This is a genomic window from Caulobacter sp. ALps2 (genome assembly GCF_058681635.1).
Genome location: NZ_CM178743.1, coordinates 290,694 through 313,342, shown reverse-complemented (window position 1 = coordinate 313,342; position 22,649 = coordinate 290,694). Strand labels below are relative to the sequence as shown.

15 protein-coding genes are annotated in these 22,649 nt (G+C 67.4%); 9 read left to right on the top strand and 6 right to left on the bottom strand.

Annotated features, from left to right (window positions below; all coding sequences use genetic code 11):
* Window positions 1-2: 2 nt before the first annotated feature.
* From ACW173_RS01280 to ACW173_RS01270, 3 genes are all read left to right on the top strand, one after another.
* A complete protein-coding gene (locus ACW173_RS01280) occupies window positions 3-1,664 on the top strand; it encodes a copper resistance system multicopper oxidase (RefSeq protein ID WP_492083089.1) in 1,662 nt (553 codons plus the stop codon).
* On the top strand, window positions 1,664-2,425 hold the full coding sequence (locus tag ACW173_RS01275; protein WP_492083088.1) for a copper resistance protein B: 762 nt from the start codon (window positions 1,664-1,666) through the stop codon (window positions 2,423-2,425). The genes ACW173_RS01280 and ACW173_RS01275 overlap by 1 nt, the downstream gene beginning before the upstream one ends.
* A gap of 97 nt (window positions 2,426-2,522) precedes the next feature.
* Window positions 2,523-4,115, top strand: a complete 1,593-nt coding sequence (locus ACW173_RS01270) for a fatty acid--CoA ligase (RefSeq protein WP_492083087.1) — start codon at window positions 2,523-2,525, stop codon at window positions 4,113-4,115.
* A 132-nt stretch (window positions 4,116-4,247) separates the two neighbouring features.
* Here ACW173_RS01270 and ACW173_RS01265 read toward each other — a convergent pair whose 3' ends face one another.
* The 3 genes from ACW173_RS01265 to ACW173_RS01255 form a co-directional block, all read right to left on the bottom strand.
* Window positions 4,248-5,171 carry a Gfo/Idh/MocA family protein gene (locus ACW173_RS01265; protein ID WP_492083086.1) on the bottom strand — a complete coding sequence of 308 codons (924 nt, stop codon included), beginning with the start codon at window positions 5,169-5,171 and terminating at the stop codon, window positions 4,248-4,250.
* 171 nt (window positions 5,172-5,342) lie between these two features.
* The gene (locus tag ACW173_RS01260; protein ID WP_492083085.1) at window positions 5,343-7,640 is read right to left on the bottom strand and encodes a beta-glucosidase family protein; all 2,298 of its coding nucleotides are present in this window, start codon (window positions 7,638-7,640) and stop codon (window positions 5,343-5,345) included.
* 64 nt (window positions 7,641-7,704) lie between these two features.
* Window positions 7,705-8,748, bottom strand: coding sequence for a LacI family DNA-binding transcriptional regulator (locus tag ACW173_RS01255; RefSeq protein ID WP_492083084.1), 1,044 nt, complete (start codon window positions 8,746-8,748; stop codon window positions 7,705-7,707).
* A 651-nt stretch (window positions 8,749-9,399) separates the two neighbouring features.
* On the opposite strand from ACW173_RS01255, the gene ACW173_RS01250 reads away from it, so the two are divergent.
* From ACW173_RS01250 to ACW173_RS01240, 3 genes are all read left to right on the top strand, one after another.
* The gene (locus ACW173_RS01250) at window positions 9,400-12,486 is read left to right on the top strand and encodes a TonB-dependent receptor (protein WP_492083083.1); all 3,087 of its coding nucleotides are present in this window, start codon (window positions 9,400-9,402) and stop codon (window positions 12,484-12,486) included.
* 162 nt (window positions 12,487-12,648) lie between these two features.
* Window positions 12,649-14,169 carry a tryptophan halogenase family protein gene (locus ACW173_RS01245; protein ID WP_492083082.1) on the top strand — a complete coding sequence of 507 codons (1,521 nt, stop codon included), beginning with the start codon at window positions 12,649-12,651 and terminating at the stop codon, window positions 14,167-14,169.
* A gap of 10 nt (window positions 14,170-14,179) precedes the next feature.
* Window positions 14,180-15,730 carry a tryptophan halogenase family protein gene (locus ACW173_RS01240; protein WP_492083081.1) on the top strand — a complete coding sequence of 517 codons (1,551 nt, stop codon included), beginning with the start codon at window positions 14,180-14,182 and terminating at the stop codon, window positions 15,728-15,730.
* 81 nt (window positions 15,731-15,811) lie between these two features.
* Here ACW173_RS01240 and ACW173_RS01235 read toward each other — a convergent pair whose 3' ends face one another.
* From ACW173_RS01235 to ACW173_RS01225, 3 genes are read right to left on the bottom strand one after another with little or no spacing between them, the layout of a single operon-like run.
* On the bottom strand, window positions 15,812-16,411 hold the full coding sequence (locus ACW173_RS01235; RefSeq protein WP_492083080.1) for a peptidylprolyl isomerase: 600 nt from the start codon (window positions 16,409-16,411) through the stop codon (window positions 15,812-15,814).
* 29 nt (window positions 16,412-16,440) lie between these two features.
* Window positions 16,441-16,971 carry a hypothetical protein gene (locus tag ACW173_RS01230; protein WP_492083079.1) on the bottom strand — a complete coding sequence of 177 codons (531 nt, stop codon included), beginning with the start codon at window positions 16,969-16,971 and terminating at the stop codon, window positions 16,441-16,443.
* Between the two features lie 12 nt (window positions 16,972-16,983).
* A complete protein-coding gene (locus ACW173_RS01225; protein WP_492083078.1) occupies window positions 16,984-19,128 on the bottom strand; it encodes an AMP-binding protein in 2,145 nt (714 codons plus the stop codon).
* A 210-nt stretch (window positions 19,129-19,338) separates the two neighbouring features.
* On the opposite strand from ACW173_RS01225, the gene ACW173_RS01220 reads away from it, so the two are divergent.
* The 3 genes from ACW173_RS01220 to ACW173_RS01210 all read left to right on the top strand — a co-directional run bounded on the left by ACW173_RS01220 (window position 19,339) and on the right by ACW173_RS01210 (window position 22,631).
* A complete protein-coding gene (locus ACW173_RS01220) occupies window positions 19,339-20,991 on the top strand; it encodes an MFS transporter (protein WP_492083077.1) in 1,653 nt (550 codons plus the stop codon).
* 87 nt (window positions 20,992-21,078) lie between these two features.
* Window positions 21,079-21,672 carry an RNA polymerase sigma factor gene (locus ACW173_RS01215; protein WP_492083076.1) on the top strand — a complete coding sequence of 198 codons (594 nt, stop codon included), beginning with the start codon at window positions 21,079-21,081 and terminating at the stop codon, window positions 21,670-21,672.
* Window positions 21,636-22,631: a FecR family protein gene (locus tag ACW173_RS01210; RefSeq protein WP_492083075.1), complete on the top strand. Its 996-nt coding sequence runs from the start codon at window positions 21,636-21,638 to the stop codon at window positions 22,629-22,631. Before ACW173_RS01215 ends, ACW173_RS01210 begins: the two co-directional genes overlap by 37 nt.
* Window positions 22,632-22,649 lie beyond the last annotated feature (18 nt).

Sequence of the window (22,649 nt, the reverse complement as noted above, 5' to 3'; positions counted from 1 at the left end):
GGATGATCGATCGAAGGACCTTGCTGCGCGGCGCTATTGGACTTGGCGCGACCGGCCTGCTGCCCGATTGGGCGCTGGCCAGCGAGGGAACGCGGTCGCCGGCGGCGCTGTCGGGCGACGAGATCAAGCTGACCGTCGGCCACACGATGGCGAAGATCGACGGCAAGGCCGGGCATGCGGTGACCGTCAACGGCACGATTCCCGGTCCGCTGATCCGCCTGAAGGAAGGCCAGAACGTTCGGCTGTCGGTGACGAACACCCTGGACGAGGACACCTCGATCCACTGGCATGGCCTGCTGGTGCCGTTCCAGATGGATGGTGTTCCCGGTGTCAGTTTCCCGGGCATCAAGCCGGGCGAGACCTTCACCTACGACTTCCCGGTGCGCCAGGCCGGTACCTATTGGTGGCACAGCCATTCGGGCTTGCAGGAGCAGGTCGGCCACTACGGCCCGATGATCATCGACCCGGCGGGCGAGGATCCTATTCCCTACGACCGCGAGCACGTGGTGGTGCTGTCGGACTGGAGCTTCCTGCATCCACACGAGCTGTTCCGGAAGCTGAAGGTCAATGCCGGCCACTTCAACATGCAAAAGCAGACCGTCGGGGGGCTGCTGGCGGGTCAGGACCAGTCGCTCAAGGAGCGTGTCGACTGGGGCAAGATGCGGATGGATCCCACCGACATCGCCGACGTGACGGGCTCGACCTACACTTACCTCGTCAACGGCCAGGGGCCGGGTGACAACTGGACGGGTCTGTTCGCGCCGGGCGAGCGGGTGCGGCTGCGGTTCATCAACGCCGCGGCCATGACGATCTTCAACGTGCGGATCCCGGGCCTTGGCCTGGAGGTCGTGGCGACCGACGGCCAGCCGGTGGTTCCGGTGGCGGTGGACGAGTTCCAGATCGCGCCGGCCGAGACCTATGACGTCATCGTGCGGCCCGTCGAGGACAAGGCCTTCACCCTGGTCGCCGAGGCCTCGGACCGTTCGGGGATGGCGCGCGGGACCTTGGCGCCACGTCTGGGCATGCCCGCCCCTGTGCCGTCTCTGCGCAAGCGCCCCCTGGCGACCATGAAGGACATGGGCATGGGGAACATGCATCACGGGATGGACATGCCGGGCATGGACATGTCGATGCGCTCGCAGAGCAACGCGCCGACCGTGCCGCTGACGCCGGGCGTGCAGACCATCTCGCCGATGCCTATGGACCGGATGGGTCAGCCACCGCAGGGGTTGGAGGATGTCGGGCACAAGGTGCTGCGCTACGCCGATCTGGCCAACCTCGTTCCGGCCAAGGACACGCGGCCGCCGGGGCGGACGATGGAGATCCACCTGACCGGCAACATGGAGCGCTTCATGTGGGCGTTCGACGGCGAGGCGTTCGGGCCGATCAAGAAGCCCATCGCCTTCCAGCGCGACGAGCGGGTGCGGGTGGTGCTGATCAACGACACCATGATGGCCCACCCGATCCACCTGCACGGCCACTTTTTCGAGCTGGTCAACGGCCAGGACCGCCAGCCGCTGAAGCACACGGTCAATGTCGCGCCCGGCGGCAAAGTCGCCTTCGACCTGACGGCCGACGAGCCCGGCGACTGGGCTTTCCACTGCCACCTGCTGCTGCACATGCACGCGGGGATGTTCAATGTCGTGACGGTGCGGCCGCTATGATGCAGCACGAGCATCACGCTCCCGCGCCGGACCCGCATGCCGGACACGACATGGGCAAGCCGGCCGCCGAGGCCAAGCCGCCGGCGATCCCGACCGACCATGCCGCCGAGCGGTTCTATAGCCCGCAGAGCATGGCCGCCGCCCGCGCCCAGCTGATGAAGGAGCACGGCGGCGGTTCCTTCTGGACCGTCCGCGCCGACCAGTTGGAATATCGCTCGCGCAAGGGCGGCGACGCCCAGGCGTTCGAGGGCGAGGCCTGGTGGGGCGATGACGCCTCCAAGTGGGTCGTGAAGGCGCGCGGCGAGCGCATCGACGGTGGGGGCTGGGAAAGCGGCGAAGCCGAGTTGCTGAAGGCTTGGCCGGTCGGGCCTTACTTCGATCTGCAAGCCGGCGTGCGCTACGACCTGGCGCCGAAGGGGCGCTCTTACGCGGCCATCGGCTTCGAGGGTTTGGCGCCGTACTGGTTCGAACTCCAGGGCGCGGCCTATCTGTCGGACCAGGGCGACGTCTCGGCCCGCGCCGAGGCGTCCTACGACCTGCGCCTGACCCAGAAGCTGATCCTGCAGCCGCGCGTCGAGGCCGATCTTGCCGAGGCCGGGGCCGCCAAGCTCGAAGGGGGCTTAAGGCTACGCTACGAGATCACCCGCGAGTTCGCGCCCTATGTCGGTGTCGTCCGTGAGCGGACCTTCGGGCCGATGACGCCGCTCGGTGAACGGGCGGGCAGCACCGCCTTTGTGGTCGGCGTCCGCGCCTGGCGTTGAGGCCCTATCGATACGGATAGCTTGCCGGGAGCGCGGCCTAGGCCCAACATCCGTTTGAGCCCCCATCAGAGCGGGCCGAACGAGGGAGTCAGGCCTGATGTCGACCGCGATCGATTTCGACCGCATGCATACTCTGGGCGACGTCGCCCGTTATCACGCGGAGGTGCGGCCGGGCGAGGTGGCTTTCGTTTTCGAGGGGCGCGAGACGACCTTCGCGGAGTTCGACCGCCATGCGAACCAGGTGGCCAACGCCCTGATCGCGGCGGGCCTGTCGACCGGCGACCGCGTCGCCTATGTCGGCAAGAACAGCGACCACTATTTCGAGCTGCTGGTCGGCGCCGCCAAGGCCGGGGTGGTGACCACGCCGATCGGCTGGCGCCTGGCCGCGCCCGAGATCGCCTACATCGTCGGCGACAGCGAGGCCGAGCTGGTCTTCGTCGGCCCCGAGCTGATCGGCCATGTCGATGAGGTGGCGGCCGAGCTGACCCACCGTCCGGTCGTGATCGCCATGGAAGCGGAAGCGGCCGGCGAGCACACGACCTTCGTGGCCTGGCGCGACGCGCAACCAGACACCGATCCGCGCAAGCCGATCGAGACCTCGGACATCGCCATCCAGCTCTACACCTCGGGCACCACGGGCCGGCCCAAGGGCGCGATGCTCACCCATGACAACTTGCTGGGCATGCGCCGCGAGGCCTCGAAGAACCCGATGGCCTGGAACCAGTGGGGGCCGGAGGACGTCAGCCTGGTCGCCATGCCGGTCGCCCATATCGGCGGCACCGGCTGGGGGCTGGTCGGCCTGATGAACGGCGCCAAGGGCGTGGTGGCGCGCGAGTTCGATCCCTTCAAGGTGCTGGACTTCATCGAGAAAGACCGGGTCTCGAAGATGTTCATGGTGCCGGCGGCGCTGCAGATCGTGGTGCGCCAGCCCCGGGCGCGCGAGATCGACTACTCGCGGCTGAGCCACATCCTGTACGGCGCCGCGCCCATTCCGTTGGACCTGCTGCGGGAATGCATGGAGGTGTTCGGCTGCGGCTTCGTCCAGCAGTACGGCATGACCGAGACGACCGGCACGGTGGTCTATCTGCCGCCCGAGGACCACGATCCGGCCGGCAACAAACGCATGCGCGCGGCGGGCCTGCCGATGCCGGGGGTCGAGATCAAGGTGATGGACGACGCGGGCGCCAGCCTACCCGTCAACGCCGTGGGCGAGATCGCCATCCGCTCGGGCTCGAACATGGCCGGCTACTGGAAGCTGGACGAGGCGACGCGCAAGACGGTCGACGCCGACGGCTGGCTGCGCACCGGCGACGCAGGCTATCTGGACGAGGACGGCTATCTGTTCATCCACGACCGGGTGAAGGACATGATCATCTCGGGCGGCGAGAACATCTATCCGGCCGAGGTCGAAAGCGCCGTCTACGGCCACCCGCACGTGGCCGAGGTGGCGGTGATCGGCGTGCCCGACGAGAAGTGGGGCGAGGCGGTCAAGGCGGTGGTGGCGGCCAAGCCGGGCGTGACGCCGGACGCCGAGGACATCATCGCCTTCGCACGGTCGCGGATCGCGGGGTTCAAGGCGCCGAAGAGCGTGGATTTCGTGGCGGCGCTGCCGCGGAATGCGTCGGGGAAGATCCTGCGGCGGGAGCTGCGGGCGCCGTACTGGGAGGGCAGGGAGCGGCAGGTGAACTGAGCGCTGTGATCTCTCCTCCCCCTCTGGGGGAGGTGGCCCAGAGGGCCGGAGGGGCAGCTCGGCCTGGGCCGGCGACGCCCCCGGCGCTGCCGACAGCTCCCCCAGAGGGGGAGCAGATTCCCTTTTTGAGCGCTATTCGACAAACGCCTCCACCACCTCCCGCGTCCCCACCAGAAACGCATCCGCCACCAGCGCCAGCGGCCGCGCGTCCACCTCGGACCGACCGTCGGCGATCAGCCCCGCGAACCGGTCGTAGAGTCCCGGATACTCCCGGTTCTCCCCGACCTCCACGGCCGCGCCGTCGATGGTCAGTTCCGCCCCACCCAGCGACAGCTTCAGCACCCCGTCATCCGTCCACGCCGTGATGTCCCAGGTCTGCGGACCGGTCTGCAGGAAGTCCAGGTCCGCCGTGATCTCCGCCCCGCCCAAGGTGGTCATCGCCACATGCCCCGCGATCGGCGACTGGACGTTCTCCGGAACCCGCAGCCGCGCATCGGTAACGAAAACCTCGGCCGGCATGATCTCGGTCAGGATCGACAGGGCGTTGATGGCGGGATCGAAGACGCCCATGCCGCCGGCCCGCCAGATCCAGGTCTGGCCAGGATGCCAGCGGCGGACATCCTCGCGCCATTCGATGGCAAGCTTGCGAACCTTGCGCGAGGCCAGCCAGGCCTTGGCCTGGGGCACGCCGGCGGCGAAGCGCGAGTGCCAGCTGGTGAACAGCACCACGCCGTGCTCACGCGCCACGGCGGCCAGTTCGGCGACCTCGCTGACCGTGGCGCCGGGCGGCTTCTCCAGAAATACGTGCTTGCCGGCGCGCAGGGCCGACAGCGCCGTCTCGCGCCGCGCCTGGGGCGGTGTGCACAGGGCGACGGCGTCAAACGCCGGGCCGTTCTTCACCATCGCCTCGATGTCGTGAAAGACCGGGATCCCGCCTAGGTCCGGCTGGCTGCGGCTGGCGGCGGCGACCAGCTGGAAGCGCGGGTCCGCGTTGATCGCGGGGATGTGCTGATCATGAGCGATCTTGCCCACGCCGACGAGGCCGATCTGGATCACGCTTATTGTCCTCCCGTCGGCCATCTCGCCGTTCGCGCTAATTATATTATAAATGAGGCGACGCAAGGCGGCGGGCAAAAAAAGAGCGTCACCCGAAGGCGACGCTCCTGAAGAGGGAAGAGACTAAAGGGGAGCGGCGGGACAGGGGTAGGCTAGACCCCGCCTACCCCGTCAGTTCGCCGCCGGCGAAACCGGCAGGCTCCGGGCCGCCAGGGTGACCTGGGCGGTGGAGGAGAGGGCCCGGGACGAGGATCCCAGGGCGATGTCGTATTGGCCGGCCGCGATCGACCAGCCGTGAGCCTTGCCGTCCCAGGTGGCCAGCAGGCGCGGGTCGACCGTGACGGTCACGCGCTGGGTCGCGCCGGGGGCGAGCGAGACCTTCTTGAAGCCGGCCAGGCGCTTGGGCGCTTCCCAGCCCCCGGCCTTGGGGGCCACGTAAACCTGCGGCACGTCCTTGCCGGCGCGGGCCCCGACGTTCTTGACGTCGAAGCTGACCGTGACCTTGTCGCCCGCCGCCGTGGCGGTCAGGTTCGAATAGGCGAACTTGGTGTAGGACAGGCCGTGGCCGAACGGGAACAGCGGCTCGATCTTCTTGAGGTCGTACCACTTGTAGCCGACGGCGGCGCCTTCGATGTCGTAGTCGGTGTCGAACAGTTCGCCCTCGGCCTTGCCGACGCCGTCCAGCCTGGGACGCGGCAGGTCGGCCACGCTCTTGGGGAAGCTGACGGGCAGGCGGCCGGTGGCGTCGATCTCGCCGGTCAGGACGCGAGCGATGGCCTCGCCGCCGGCCGTGCCCGGGAACCAGGCCTCGACCACGGCGCCCACCTTGTCCAGCCACGGCATGACCACCGGGCCGCCGGTCAGCAGCACCACGACGGTCTTCTTGTTGGCCGAGGCCACCGCATCGATCGTGGCGTCCTGCTTCTTGGGCAGGTTCAGGTCCTGAACGTCCCAAGACTCGGTGGTCCACTGGTCGGCGAAGACCAGGGCCAGTTCGCTTTCGGCCGCCAGCTTGGCGGCGCGCGCGGGGTCCGTGCCGTCATCGTAGACGACCTTGGCGTTCGGATAGCGAGCCCGCAGCGCCTTCAGCGGCGAGGACGGATAGTAGATCACCGGGCCCGGCCAGGTGGCGGGCTCCAGGCCCTTCACCGCGCGGCCGCCGGCCGGATAGACCTGCGAGGAGCCGCCGCCCGACAGCACGCCGACGTCGGCATGGCCGCCGATCACGGCGATGGTCTTGGCGGTCTTGGCCAGGGGCAGCAGGTCGCCGTCGTTCTTGAGCAGGACGATGCCTTCCTCGGCGTCGGCCTGGGTGATCTTGGCGTGGGCGGCCAGGGTGGCGGCCGGCAGGTCATGACCCGTGGGCTTGGCCACGGGATGATCGACCGCGCCGCTGGCGAACAGAGCGCGCAGCACCCGGCGGGCCATGTCGTCGATGCGGGCCTGGCTGACCTTGCCGCTGGCCAGATCCGCCTTCAACGGCGCGCCGAAGAAGGGCTCCTTGTCGAAGGCCTCGCCGGCCGATTCCTGGTCGAGGCCAGCGTTGGCGGCCTTGGCCGACGAGTGGTCGGCGCCCCAGTCCGACATGACGTAGCCCTTGTAACCCCAGTCCTTCTTGAGGACGGTGTTCAGCAGCCAGTCGTTCTCGCAGGCCCAGTCGCCGTTGACGCGGTTGTAGGCGCACATCACCGAGTGCGGGTCCGACCGCTCGATGGCGAACTGGAAGGCCAGCAGGTCCGAGGTGCGGGCCGCGGCGTCGCTGATGTTGCTGCTGACCACGAAGCGGCCGGTTTCCTGGCCGTTCAGGGCGTAGTGCTTGATCGTCGAGATGATGTGGTTGGACTGGATGCCCTTGATCTGGGCCGCGACCATGACGCCGGCCAGCAGCGGGTCTTCACCGCCATACTCGAAGTTCCGGCCGTTGCGCGGCTCGCGCATCAGGTTCACGCCGCCGGCCAGCTGGACGTTGAAGCCCGAGTCACGGGCTTCCTTGCCGATCATCGCGCCGCCCTTGAAGGCGAGCTCGGGGTTCCAGGTGGCGGTGGTGGCCATGCCCGAGGGCAGGGCGGTGCGCTGGCGCAGGTCCTGGTGGCTGCCCTGGGTGGCGACGCCGACGCCGGCGTCGGTCTGCCACTGGCCCGGAATCCCTAGGCGCGGCACGCCCGCCACGTAGCCGGCCGAGGCCTCCAGCGAGTCCGGATGGCGCGTGTACTTCGGCTTCATGTCGGAGCCGAAGTAGCCGAAGATGACCGTGAACTTCTCGTCGTTGGTCATCGCCTTCAGCACCAGGTCGGTGCGGACGTCGGCGGAGAGCTTGGGGTTCAGCCACGGATGCGCGGGCTTGGCCGAGACAGGCTTTTTGGCGGCGTCGGCCAGGGCCGGGGCGACGGTCAGCGCGCTGGCCGAGGCGCCGATCAGCAGGGCGAGCGAAAGGCCCCGCCAGGTCGCCAGCGAAGTCGTCTGGGTCATGTTTCCTCCGTGGTCTTGTTCTTGAGCGCCCCGCGCGGCGCTACGACCACGTCGGGGGAGGGGATCAGGGCCGTCTCCGGGGCGGCGGACCGTCCCGGGCTGGACCGGTGGATTCGCGCACCACCAGGCTGTGCTGCGCGAGGAAGGGGGTGTTGGTCTTGCCGGCGCCCTCGTTGGCGTTCCATGCCGCGAAGGTCTGCATCGCGCGCAGGGCCATCTGGTCGAAGGGTTGGCGGATGGTGGTCAGGGTCGGCCAGATCACCCCGGCGATCGGGGCGTCGTCGAAGCCGACCACCGACAGGTCGTCGGGGATCCGCAGGCCGCGGCGCTGGGCCTCCATGCAGGTGGCGGCGGCCATGTCGTCATTGGCGGCGAAAATCGCCGTCGGCGGATCCTCGATGTCCAGCAGGGCCTTGGCCGCGTCGATGCCGGTCTTGAAGGTGAACTCGCCCTGGACGATCAGCTCGGGCGGCGGGCGTGGCAGCCCACGGGCGGCGTAGGCCTCTAGGAAGCCGTTGCGGCGGTGGGTGCTGGCGGCGTGGTCTGGATGGCCGGCGATGTGGCCGATGCGAGTATGGCCCAGCGAGAACAGGTGCTCGACCACCTCGCGCGCGGCGGCGCGGTCGTCCATGCCGATGGCCGGGAATTGTGGGTCGGGCGTGGTGGGGGTGATCATCACGCAGCGTACGTCCAGCTCGCGCATCAGCTCCTTCATCGGGCCGAAGTCGCACTCGGGCGGCAGCAGGATCATCTCGCGGATGCCGCTGTCGGTGACGAAGGCGCGGACGCGGTCGGACCAACCGGGAATGGGGCCCTCGGACAGGTCGACCGACAGGTGGCGGCCGGTCTCCACGCAGGCCAGCAGCAGGGCGTGATGGACGCGGGTGTGGTAACCGCCCGAGGGGTCGCCCATCAGCACGCCGACCGAGCCGGAGCCTTGCGAGCGCAGGCTGCGGGCCACGGCGCTGGGCTGATAGCCCAGATCGTTCATGGCCGTGCGGACGCGATCGCGCGTCTTGGCGCTGACGCTGTCGTGATCGTTGAGAACGCGGGAGACGGTCTTGGGCGAAACGCCCGCCCGCTCGGCCACGTCGTTGATCGTCGTCATCGGACCCCGTACCCGCTCTACCGCCAAGCTTCCCCAGCGCACCCCATCAGCCAATGGCGGCGCTCGCAAGGCGGCGAGCAACCGAAGGCATAGTCCATCTTGTCCTGCCTGTCATGTCTTCAGGACATAAATGGGTCAGAAAAAGTCGGTCGATAGGACAATTTAAGGACATTTCCGGCGGCTTGAGCCCGTATTTCGAGGGTTGTGGCATATCCGCCGACGCCGCTTTCGCGACATTGTGACAGCGCTGCAAATCGGCCAGCCGCAAGCCTAGAAAGATCAATTAAAACAACAAATGACCTATATCTAGGTCGGCGCGTGACGCGCGCGTTGCGTTATAACCCTACACCCCAGGATGTGTCGAAAGTGATCGAAAACCCTTGTTCCACAAGAATGACAACGTTGACATTCTTGTTGACTTGCTAGGGACATTTGATGAATGTGACATCGTTCGATGAAGGCGCGGGGCTGGAATCGGATGTCCGGGCGCCGGGGCCGCCGAGGGATTTGGACAATCGCCAGACTCGATCAGGGTCCAGGCGGTCGAACGGGTCCGCAAAGCCTCAAACGTCTTTCGACAGCCGCCGTCAGAGCGGCGGCGCGAGGGGCGGGCGGACGGCCAATAAAAACGACTTATTTGGGGAGCGAGAATTGTCACAGGAAGCAAGGAAAGCCGTGCTCAAGCGCGGCCTGACGCTGGCGCTGGTCGCCGGCGCATCGCAGCTGGCCCTGGCCACCGGGGCATTCGCCCAGGACGCCGCCGCCAGCGACTCGACGGTCGAAGAGATCGTCGTCACCGGCGTTCGCGGATCTCAGATCAAGTCGGTCGACGTCAAACGCCGCGAGGCCTCGATCGTCGACGCCATCTCGTCGGAAGATATCGGCAAGCTGCCGGACGTCACCATCGCCGACTCGCTGCAGCGCATCTCGGGCATCCAGATCCAGCGCGACGCTGGTGAAGGCAAGACCGTCAACATCCGCGGCCTGCGCCAGGTCATCACCTTGCTGAACGGCGAACAGTACCTCAGCGCCGGCAACATGGGCTCGGCCCAGCCGGACCTGCTGGACGTGCCGTCGCAGCTGATGAACCAGGTGCTGGTCTACAAGTCGACCAACCCGAACAACGCCCTGTCGGGCATCTCGGGCACCATCGACCTGCGCACCCGCCGTCCGTTCCAGTTCAAGGAAGGCCTGACCTTCACGGGCGCGGCCGAAGCCCAGCGCGGCGACCGCACCAAGAAGGACGACTACCTGCTGAACGGCGTCGTCAACTGGCGCAACGACCGGGTCGGCCTGATGATCGGCGCGGCCGGCAGCAAGTCCAACCTCGGCAACAACTATTCGGGCACCGTCGGCCTGTCGGGCAACAACGACTGGGGGGGCGGCTTCGCCCAGAGCTACATTTCGCCCCACGGCTACGAGAGCTTCAACCGCGTCGTGGAACGTAAGCGACTGGGCGTCAACGCCGCGTTCGAGGCGGACCTGGGCGAAGGCTTCACCCTGATCGCCGAGGGTTTCTACGCCAAGCTCGACGAATACAACCGCGCCGTCGGCATCAACATCTCCAACCGCTGGGACGGCGGCGCCTTCGGCACCTGGAACCAGCCGACCGTGTCCTCGCCCGTCGGCATCGGCAACTGGGTGGCCGTCGACGAGTACGACATCAACGCGTGGTGGGTGAACTCCTTCACCGTCAACCGCACGACCAAGTCCAAGACCAAGAACTTCAACCTGGGTCTGGACTACGACAACGGCGGTCCGTTCACCTTCGAAGCGCGGGCCATCCGCGCCGACGGCGACCGTCTCAGCATGAACGGCCAGGCCCAGGGCGACCTGTCCAACTGGCGCTACGCCGACGGTCGTTTCAACCTGTTCCGCGACGCCGCCGACCGCACCCGCGGCACATTCTATCCGAAGGCGATCTGCGACAAGTTCGCGGCCTCGCGTCGCACGAACACCGTCACCGGCAGCGCCGGCGGCTGCTATCTGGATCCGAACCCGCAGGGTTACGGCGCCAATCCGCAGCTGCACTACGACATCAGCGGCGATCACCCGGTGTGGAGCGGCTTCGACCGTCCGCTGGCCGGTGGCCTGGGCGCGGGCAAGTCCCTCAAGGACTACATGGCCAACAAGGACAGCTACGCCATCGGCGCCTTCTCGTCGGAAGGCAACAACGAAGTCAACTCGGACATGAACGTGTTCCGCGCTGACGGTCACTACCAATTCGACGACAAGCTGCTGGGCTTCATCACCAAGATCGACGCCGGTGTTCGCCAGAGCAAGCGCACGGTCGAGGTCGAGCAGTTCCACCTGTTCTCGGGCTTCTACGGCGGCACGCCGGGCGCGGTGCAGGCCAACGGCCAACCGGTCCCGGCCGGCGGCTGCGAGGCCCAGTGGAAGGCCATCGATGTCGTCATGAACCAGAACCAGTGCCAGGCGGGCGAGTTCGTGCCCGATCCGGTCACCGGCGCGCCGGTCTTCCAAGGCTATACGGTCAACCAGCCGACCGGGCTCTCGACCTACAACAACGTGGTCTGGGTCGACGACCTGGGCGGCGTCACCAGCGGCATTCCCGGCTTCTGGGCCATCGATCCTCGCGACTTCGACGACGCGGAAGCCTTCCACAAGAAGGTGTTCGGCGGCGCCATCCGCGTGCAGGTCCCCGGCCAGACCTACGACGTTCGCCTGAACGAACAGAGCGCCTACGGCGTGATGAACTTCGCGGCGGGCGGTCTGTCGGGTAACTTCGGCCTGCGCGTCATCGAGACCGAACTGACGGTCAAGCAGAACCTGACCGGCGACACCCGCAACTACGGCGACACCAACGCCGACGCCGGCGACCAGGTGACCCAGCGCAAGTACACCGACTGGCTGCCCTCGCTGAACGTCTCGTACGACTTCAACGACAATCTGAAGTTCCGCTTCGCCTACTCCAAGACGATGCAACCCCTCGACCTGGGCAACTATGGTGGTGGTCTGAAGATCAACACCGCCGACTGCGGCGCGGCTCTGCCGAACGTCCGCTGCGTCACCAGCGCGGAATCTTCGGGCAACCCGATGCTGAACCCGTGGCGGTCGACGAACTTCGACGGCGCCATCGAGTACTATGTCGGTCGCGCCTCGATGTTCAACATCTCGGCCTTCAAGCTGAAGATCGACAGCTTCGTCACCAACGGCGTCACCACCGGCCGCTTCCCCGACCAGGACGGCGTGATCCGTCGCACGGTCAATGTCACCCTGCCGATCCAAGGCGACGGTGGCTCGGTGAAGGGTGTCGAAGTGGGCGCCAAGCTGGCGGTCAGCGACTTCATCGACAACGCCGGCTTCTTCTCGAACTTCGGCGTGGACACCAACTACACCTACTCGCCGAGCAACGAGTCGCGCCTGGGTCTGGACGGTGAGGAGCTGCCCTTCCAGGACAACTCCAAGCACCAGTTCAACCTGATCGGCTGGTATCAGGACGACAAGCTGCAGGCGCGCGTCGCCTACAACTATCGCACCGACCGCCTGGCCGAGGTGATGAGCAACAACATCCCGATCTACCAGGACAGCACGGGCTATGTGGACGTGAACGTCAGCTACAACGTTCGCGACAACATCACCGTCTACTTCAACGGGTCGAACGTCACGAGCGAGATCGAGGATTACTACGCTCGTTTCGCCAAGGGTAAGACCCAGTACATCCGCCAGAACGAGTTCGAGCCCCGCTACACGCTGGGTGTCCGCGCTCGCTGGTAATCTAAACCCCTCTCACCTCCTGCGGCCGCCGTGGACATCCACGGCGGCTTTCTTTTTTTGAGAGCTCCATTCTTTTGGAGGGCTTGGGCCTGTCCGGCTCATGCGCGAGCCGATAGCCTGGAGCCCAACCGGACGAAGACGCCGGAGTCGGGAGTGAAGGCGATGCAGGACAATCGAATCCGCAAGCTGGTGATCGTCGGCGGCGGCACGGCGGGCTGGATGGCGGCGGCGGCGCTACGGCGGCACTTCCAGGGCGGCCCGATCGAGATCACCCTGGTCGAAAGCTCCGAGATCGGCACGATCGGGGTGGGCGAGGCGACCATCCCCACCATCCGCGGTTTCTACCAACAGCTCGGGCTGACCGACATCGAGGTGATGCGGGCCACCGGCGCGACCTGCAAGCTGGGCATCCGCTTCAACGACTGGGTCCGCGAGGGCCAGTCGTTCATCCACCCGTTCGGCCTGTTCGGTCAGGACCTGCGGGGGATTTCTTTCCACCACTATTGGCGCAAGCTGGCCCAGGCCGGCGAACCGACCGACATCGCCGACTACTCGCTGGGCGCGTCGCTGGCGCGGGCGGGCAAGTTCATCGCCCCGTCGCGCAACCCGCCCTCGACCCTGTCGATCTTCGACTGGGCCCTGCATTTCGACGCCGCCCTGTTCGCCCAGCTGATGCGCCGGGTGGCCGAGGACAACGGCGTGCGCCGCATCGACGCCAAGGTCACGAAGGTCAATCCGCATCCCGAGACGGGGTTCGTGACCGCGCTGGATCTGCATACCGGCGAGACCGTCGAAGGCGACCTCTTCATCGACTGCTCGGGCTTCCGGGGGCTTCTGATCGAGGAGGCGCTCCAGACCGGCTACGAACACTGGAACGACGTGCTGCTGTGCGACCGCGCCTATGCGGTGCAGAGCGAAGGTGTCGGCGATCCGATGCCCTATACCGACGTCACCGCCCAGAGCGCCGGCTGGCGCTGGCGCATCCCGCTGCAGCACCGCTATGGCAACGGTTATGTCTATTCCTCGCGCCACATCGGCGACGAGGAGGCCCTGGCCGAACTGAAGGCGGCGATCCCCGATCCGCTGCTGCACGAGCCCCGCCAGATCCGCTTCAACCCCGGCCGCCGCAAGCAGGTCTGGAACAAGAACGTCATCGCCCTGGGCCTGGCGTCCGGCTTCCTGGAGCCGCTGGAGAGCACCTCGATCGCCCTGATCGAGACGGGCATCGAGAAGATCAAGATGTTGTTCCCGGACAAGGATTTCGCGCCCGAGCTGGCCGACGAATTCAACGACTGGTCCAGGCGCGAGATGGAGCGCGTGCGCGACTTCATCATCCTGCACTATTGGGCCAATAAGCGCGGCGATACCGCGTTCTGGCGCGACTGCAACGCCGTGACCTTGCCCGACACGCTGCGGCGCAAGGTCGACCTGTTCACCCAGCGCGGCCACTTCATCCGCTACCGCTGGGAGATGTTTCAGCCGGCCAGCTGGATGGCGATCTATGCCGGCTTCGAGCTGCTGCCCGACATGGTCGATCCCGCGCTCGACGGCATTGACCCCGCGACACTCAGCGCCCCGCTGGCCGAGATGCGCAAGGCCATCCGCGAGGTGGTCGCCGCCGCCCCGCCGCACGGCGCTTTTCTCGACCAGTACTGCCGTCCCGCGCCTCTAGCCGCGCAGTAGGAACACGACGATGACCACGACCAATCCCAACGCCATCAAGAAGATCGTCATCGTCGGCGGCGGCTCGGCCGGCTGGATCTCGGCGGCGATGCTCAGCCACTATTTCGAGAAGGGTGGCTGTGAAGTCGAGCTGATCGAGTCCGAGGAGATCGGCACCATCGGCGTGGGCGAGTCGACCATCCCGCCGTTCCTGCAGCTGATTTCCAGCCTGGGCGTCGACGAGCGCGAGTTCATCCAGGCCACCCAGGCCAGCTTCAAGCTGGGCATCCGGTTCGAGGACTGGAAGGTCAAGGACGAGCACTACTACCACCCGTTCGGCGCCATCGGCGGCCCGATCGGCCCGCACGAGTTCTACCAGTGCTGGCTGCGGGCCAAGGCCAATGGCCATACGTCGGGCTTGCAGGACTTCGCGCCCGGCACGGTGATGGCCGACCAGTGGAAGTTCATGCTGCCATTCAAGGCCCAGCGCAGCCTGATCGCCGGGGCCAGCTACGCCCTGCACATCGACGCGCGGCTGGTGGCCAAGTTCCTGCGCGACTACGCCGAGACGCGGGGCGTCAAGCGCACCGAAGGCATCGTCACCGACGTGGTCACCCGCCCCGACGGCGCCGTCGCCAAGGTCATCATGAAGAACGGCCACGAGGTGGAGGGCGACCTCTTCATCGACTGTTCCGGCTTCCGCGCCCTGCTGATCGGCAAGACCCTGGACGTGCCGTTCGTCGATTGGTCGGACGTGCTGCTGTGCGACCGCGCCGTGGTGGTGCAGACGGAGAATGTCGGCGACCCGCATCCCTTTACCCTGGCCAAGGCCGAGGAGGCTGGCTGGCGCTGGCGCATCCCGTTGCAACACCGCGCCGGTAACGGCTACGTCTTCAGCAGCAAGCACCTCAGCGACGACGAGGCTCGCGCCACCCTGGTCAAGAACCTGCAAGGGCCGGCGCTGATGAACCCCATGTTCATCCCGTTCAAGACCGGAATGCGCCAGCGCCCGTGGGAGAAGAACGTGGTCGCGGTGGGCCTGGCCGGTGGCTTCATCGAGCCGCTGGAGTCGACGGCCCTGCACCTGATCTATCGCGGCATGGACTATCTGCTGCGGTTCTTCCCCGACCGCGATTGCGACCCAGCGCTGGTCGCCGAATACAACCGCCGCATGACCGGGGACTACGAGGAGATCCGGGACTTCATCGTGCTGCACTACTGCACCAGCCAGCGCGACGACACGCCGTTCTGGCGCGCCGTGCGCGAAGCCCCGGTCCCGGAGACCCTCCAGGCCCGCATCGCGCTCTTCAAGGCCCACGGCGTGCTGCGCGAGGGTGTCGACGAGATGTTCCGCAACCCGTCCTGGCAGTCGGTCATGGAGGGCATGGGCGTGCGTCCGCGTCGTTACCAGCAACTGGTCGACACGGTGCCCTACGCGGTCATCGCCCAGACACTGGACCAGTCGAAACCGATGCTGGCGAGCCAGGTCGCCAGCCTGCCCAGCCACGGAGAGTTCCTGGCTCAAAACTGCCCGGCTCCGCCGCCGGAGCCGGTGACGGCGCCGTTCAAGACGGTGGCTTAGGGGCGGCCCGCGAACATCCCAAAGCCCGTTTCGCCGGCCTTCGCCGGGGAGACGGTGTGAGGGGCGTGGCCGCGCCTCTGCTTAAAGCCGCTTCATCGAGATGATCTTCACCGGCGGGTTCAGGATCTGGCCCTTCATCGACGGAACGTTGGTCGCGCCGTCGGTGCGGCCGGCCAGGATCTTCTTCACGACGTCCATCCCCTGGACCACGTAGCCGAACACCGCGTAGCCGGCGGCCGCGTCGGACTTGCCCGGTTTGGCGTCCAGATAGGGCTGCGGACTGGCGCAGATGAAGAAGTCGGCGGTCGCCGAGCCCGGGGCGTCGCGGCCCATCGAGATGGCGCCGGTCTTGTGCTTGAGGCCCGTCTTCAGCGTGCTCTCGTGGGCGATCGGCGGGGCGCGACGCGAATAGGGCTTGGGCTGGCCCTGGATCGAGCCGGCGCCCGGCGCGCCCTTGGCCCGGTTGGCGCGGAAGAACTGCCCGCCGTCGAACCGATGCCGATCGACATAGGCGAGGAAGTTGGTCGCCGTGATCGGAGCCTTCTTGTCCTCCAGCTCGACGATGATCGTTCCCTTGTCGGTCACGATGGCCACACGCGGCTTGCCGGCGGCGAAGGCGGGCGAGGCGGCCAGCAGGGCGAGGGCGGCGCCGATGACGGCACGGCGGACGATCTGGGTCATGGAGTCCTTCCGACGGTTCGGCGCGGACCCTAGCCGATGGCCGGCGCCCGCGTGAAGAGCCGGCGCGGATGCAAGAGGCCCGGCAGGCTGGGCAGCAGCTTCATACCGAAATTCCAGCAGCTCCAGGCCACCACGCCGACGACGATCGCGCCGACCCAGGCGAAGGCCAGCGAGGCGTCGGTCACCCGCGTCCAGACCCCCAGCACCTTGAAGTGCAGCAGGTAGATGAACAGCGACGCCCCGGCGACGATGTAGACCGGCTTGGACAGCAGGCGCGGCCACGGTGCCTTGGGCACGAACAGCACCAGCGCCGCGATCGGGGCCAGAACCGCCGCGTCGCCGATCGTGTAGAACGGCGAGCTGGCGATGGCGTAGACCATCGCGGCGACCGTGAAGGCGATCCGGCCTCGACCCTTCAGCAGACCTGCCAGAGCCGCCAGCGCGAAGGTCGCCATGTGGGTGGTCGGGGCGTGCTTGAACACCGACATCATGTCCAGCGGCGCGCGGCCGAAGTCGGGGACGAAGAAGAACGGCAGGACAAAGCGGCCCAGCAGGCCCACAACGAGAACGGTTCAGGCGGCGGCCAGGCCCGGGCGGGCCAGCTTGAAGACGCGGTCCAGCAGCCAGAACAGCGCGCCGTACAGCAGGATGACGTGGAATATGCAGTGCACGTACCACATCACCGGATCGTGGCCGCCATAGGCGTTGGGACCCTCGGCGGGCAGGCCGCGATAGTCGAGGAAGTCGGTATAGAGCAGCAGGCTCGACAGCCGCACCGGGTCGTGGGTGACGAGCTTCAGGGCGGTGTTGGCCAGCTCGTAGGCGAATAGCGGCAGCAGCAGGCCCTTGAGCAGCCGGCCCAGGGGCTTGAGCGACTTCTGATGCTCCATCTCGTTCAGCTGCAGCGCGCCAAAGATGTAGCCCGAGACGAACAGCAGGGCGCTGGTGGCGCTGCCGCCGGTGAAGATCAGCTGGAAGTGGCTGGCGACCACGCCGCAGATCGCCACGGCGCGCAGCAGGATGGCGCTCTCGATCCACCCGAAGAGGCCAGTCTTGGCCGCCTCGCCGCCGCTGCTGGCGGCCAGCCGCGCCAAGGTCATGGTGGTCCAGCTCTCGGGAACCTGGCCCAGGGCCTCTTGCAGCGACAGATAGGCGGTGACGTAGGACAGGCTGTCGCCGCCCAGGCTGGCGAAACTGTCGTCGATCCCGACGGGGCGGGCGAAGAGGTCGCTCCAGTCGGCGACCAGGGTCTTCTCCACCGGCGTCGTGGCGACGCGAGCGGGCTCGGCGATGGGGCGGGCCTGAGCCTCCTGGATCAGCCTCTGGCGATCAACCTTGCCGTTGGGCAGCAGGGGCAGGGCCGGTAGAACCAGGATGGTCTCCGGGACCATGTAGTCCGGCAGGCCGGCGGCCAGGCGCGCGCGCAGAGCTTCGGGATTGAGCGACAGCTCGCCGTTCAGCGGTTGGACGAACAGGGCCAAGCGCGCGGTCTCGGCGCCGATGTTCAGGGTCACGGCCTGGGCGACATAAGGCGCGCGGAGGGCGGCGGCGGTGACCTCTGCCATCTCGACGCGATAGCCGCGGATCTTGACCTGGTCGTCGCGGCGGCCCCGGATCATCACCGCGCCGTCGGAACGCAACTGGCCCAGGTCGCCGGTGTCGTAGGCTTGCGGTGTCGGCGGCGCGGCCGGCGGCAGGCAGCCTTCGGTAACGGGGCCCAGGGTCAGGAATTGCGAGCGGATGACGATGGCGTCGCCGTCGCCCACCTCCACGTTGAAGCCGTCGATCCCGCGTCCGATCGGCAGGCGCGACTCGGTGTCTTGGTCGGTGACCCGATGGAAGGCGGCGGCCTGGGGAGTCTCGGTGGCGCCGTAGAAGTTGACGCTCGTACAGGCCGGCGCGATCGCGGTGACGGCGTCGACCAGGCCGCGGCGCAGCACGTCGCCGCCCCAGAAGACGTGGCGCAGGTCGGGCAGGGCGGGGGGCCTGCCGGCGGTCAGCAACTGGCCCAGCGGCGGGGTCATGTGGGCGGCGGTCGGGCGGATGTCGGCGAACCAGCTCGCCAGTCCGCCCGGCGCGGTCAGGGTCGCTTGATCCGGGATATGCAGGCTGGCGCCCAGGCTCAGCGGCGCGAAGACGTCGCGCAGCACCGGGTCGTGCGACAGGCCCGACAGCAGGGTGAAGCGGTCGTCGGCGCCGAGGCCGAAGGCGCGCTCCTGCCAGCCGACAAAATTGACCAGCGGGTGGTGCGAGACGGCCACGCACTTGGGCTCGCCGGTGCTGCCGGAGGTGAAGAGCAGATAGGCCGGCGCGTCGGGATCGACGGCGGGCAGGACCGCATGGGTCGGCTCGGCGGTCAGCGAGACGGCTAGGCGCGGCAGGTCCGACAGTCCCTCGGGCGCGGTCCCGGCATCCAGCAGCAGGCCAGGGCGGCAGATGTCGAGCATCTTGCGCAGCCGGGGCAGGGGATAGGCCAGGTCCAGCACCACGAACGGCGCGCCGGCGCGGGCGCAGGCCAGCATGGCCACGACCAGGCGTGGCCCTCGCGTGGCCAGGATGCCGGTCAGCGTCCCCGGCGTCAGCTTCGCCGCCAGGGCGCGCGACAGGGTTTCGAGCGCGCCGTAGCTGATCTGGCCGTGCGCGCTCGACAGGGCGAGCGCGCACGGCGTCGCCTGGGCTCGCGCCTCGAACCGGCCGTGGATCAGGAAGTCGGACATCAAGCGGCGCTATGTTGCGGAAGGTTGCCGGATGTTGCCGTCCTGAGCTTAAGGACTCGTTCCGCTCGCCAAACCACCGTTCTTCGAAAGAGGGCTTCAAAACGTGGTAGCGCTACCGGAAATCCTCGGTCTATGAATCCTGTTCTGTGAGCTAGGGTTTGGCGACCGCGGGGAGACACGCGCGGCGCATCAGGGAAGGGACTAAGCGTAATGGGGGCTGATAGCCAAGCCGCGCCCAAGAAGGGGCGCGACGCGCTGGTGATCGGGGCGTCGTCCCTGGGCACCGTGTTCGAGTGGTATGACTTCTATCTCTACGGCTCGTTGGCCGCGATCATCACCAATCACTTCTTCTCGGGCGTCAACGAGACGACCGGCTTCATCCTGGCCCTGCTCGCCTTCGCCGCCGGATTCGCGATCCGGCCGCTGGGCGCGGTGATCTTCGGACGCCTGGGCGACATCTGGGGCCGCAAGAACACCTTCCTGATCACCATGCTGCTGATGGGCGTCTCGACCTTCGTGGTCGGCCTGCTGCCCTCCTACGCTCAGATCGGCGTGGCCGCGCCGATCGCGCTGGTGGTCATGCGCCTGGTCCAGGGCCTGGCCTTGGGCGGCGAGTATGGCGGCGCCGCGACCTACGTCGCCGAGCACGCCCCGGACGGCAAGCGCGGTTTCTACACCAGCTGGATCCAGACCACGGCGACCGTGGGCCTTTTCCTGTCGCTGGCGGTGATCCTGCTGACCCGCACACAGCTGGGCGAGGAGCAGTTCAAGGCCTGGGGCTGGCGCATCCCGTTCCTGGTCTCGATGCTGCTGCTGGGCGTCTCGCTGTGGATCCGCCTGAAGCTGCACGAGAGCCCGACGTTCCAGAAGATGGTCGCCGAGGGCAAGGGCACCAAGAAGCCGCTCAAGGAAGCCTTCGGCGACTGGAAGAACCTGAAGATCGTGCTGCTGTCGCTGGTCGGCCTGACCATGGGCCAGGCGGTGGTCTGGTACACCGGCCAGTTCTACGCCCTGTTCTTCCTGGAAAAGACGCTGAAGCTGGATGGCGCGCTGTCCAACACCCTGGTGGCGCTGGCCCTGCTGATCGGCACGCCGTTCTTCGTGATCTTCGGCTGGCTGTCGGACAAGATCGGCCGCAAGCCGATCATCATCCTGGGCTGCCTGCTGGCGTCGGCGACCTATTTCCCGATCTTCAAGGGGATCACGACCTACGCCAACCCGGCCCTGGCCCATGCCGAGGCCTCGTCCCCGGTGGTGGTCTCGGCCGACCCGGCCACCTGCGCCTTCCAGTTCGACCTGATCGGCAAGGCCAAGTTCAACACGCCGTGTGACGTCGCCAAGGCCTATCTGGCCAAGTCCGGCGTCAGCTACAGCGTCCACGCCGGTTCGGCCGGCTCGCCGACCTCGGTGCAGGTGGGCGCGGTGAACCTGGAGGGCTTCGATCCTCAAGGGACTACTGGCAAGGCCTTCGCCGACGCCCGCAAGGCCTGGGAGGCTGATCTCGGCGCCCAGCTGAAGGCCGCCGGCTATCCGGACAAGGCCGATCCGGCCGCGGTCGACAAGCCCAAGGTCATCGGCCTGCTGGCCCTGCTGGTGATCTATGTGACCATGGTCTACGGCCCGATCGCGGCCATGCTGGTCGAGCTGTTCCCGACGAGGATCCGCTACACCGCCATGTCGCTGCCCTATCACATCGGCAACGGCTGGTTCGGCGGCTTCCTGCCGACCACGGCCTTCGCCATCGTGGCGGCCACGGGCAACATCTATTCGGGGCTCTGGTATCCGGTGATCATCGCCGGGGTGACCGCCGTTATCGGAGGTCTTTTCCTGAAGGATACGCGGCACAATCCGATCGAGGATTAGGCGCCGGCGCCTCACAACCCGGCGGCCGCGCCGCCGCCGGGTTGCCATCGCGCGTTCGATGGGCTTGGCTGCTCCTTAAGGGGAGCGTTGATGACGCAAGACGACGAACACAGGCGCGCCTGGTTCCGGCGGGAGATCCTGCCTTTGGAGCCGGACCTTCTGGCCTATGCGCGGCAGTTCTGCCGTGATGGACAGACCGATCCCGAGGACCTGGTCCACGAGACCTTCGCGCGGGCCATCGCCTGCAAAACCTGGCGCGAGATCGGGAATCCCGCCGCCTTCGCCACCCGCATCCTGCGTAACTGCGCCCTGGACGCCCTGCGTCGCCGCAAGGTGCTGACCATCACCGCCGTCGCCGACTTCGATCGCATCGAGCCCATCGACGAGGCGCCGGGCGCCCACATGATGCTCGAATCACGTGAAGAGCTGCGCGCCCTGGCCGACGCGATCGCGGAGCTGCCGGCGCAGTGCCGTCGCGTCTTCACGTTGAGAAAAGTTTACAGCCTATCGCCAGACGAGATAGCGGTTAGGCTGGGCCTGTCCGTCTCTACTGTTGAGAAGCACTTGGTGAAGGGTCTTCGGTACTGTTCCGAGAAGTTGGGACGTCGTATCGGGCGTAAGAGTAAGGTCGACGAAGGACGCTCATGGAGCGCGAGACGGGATCACGACGCGAAACGGTGAGGCAGGCGGCCGCCCTCTGGGTGGTCCGGCTTGACGATCCTTCGTGCTCGGCCGCCGACCGCGCCGCCTTCGAGGCCTGGCGCGTCGAAAGCCACGAGAACGAAGCCGCCTTTGAACGCGAGGCCGCCGCCTGGGCGCGCCTGGACCGCCTGCGCGCTTTGCGTCCGGGCATGGAGCGGCCTGATCGCGACCTGCTGGCGCCCGAGCGCCGCCTCACCCTGCCCAAGCTGAACCAGTCGGGCTGGGCGCGCGGCATGGCCGCGGCGGCGGCCGCCGCCCTGGTGGTCACGGGCGTCATGACCTTCGGCGGCGGGACCGCCTACGCCACCGCCATCGGCGAGCGCCGGGTGGTCGTGCTCAGCGACAACAGCCGCATCGAGCTCAATACCAACAGCAAGGTCGTGGTCCGCTACCGCAAGGGCGTGCGCGAGGTGAAGCTGGTGCGCGGCGAGGCCGTGTTCGAGGCCGCCGGGGACGCGCGTCCGTTCGTGATCAAGGCCGCCGACGCGGTGATGCAGGCCGACGCCGGGGCCGAGATGGCCGTGCGCCTGCGCTCGGACGGCGCGGCCGTGACCGTCAAGCGCGGGGCTGTCGCGCTCGACCCGCAACCCGCCGAGCCCAAGGACGAACTGCGCCTGACCGCCGGCGTGGCGGCGATCTACAGCTCGGCCGGCAGCCGTTCGCGCAGTGTTTCGGACAGCGAGATCGACCGGGCTCTCGCCTGGCGGCAGGGCGCCATCGCCCTGAACGGCCAGTCGCTGGAGCAGGCGGTGGCCGAGTTCAACCGCTACAATCGCCAGCAGATCAGAATCTCCGATCCGTCGATCTCGGGCCTGCGCTTGGCCGGCTATTTCCAGACGACCGAGCCCAGGAGCTTCGTCACCGCCGTGACCGGCGCCTTTCCGGTACGGGCCTCGGACGGGGCGGACGGGGACATTCGGCTGTCGCGTCGGGGCTAAAAAGTTCGCGTCCCCGAT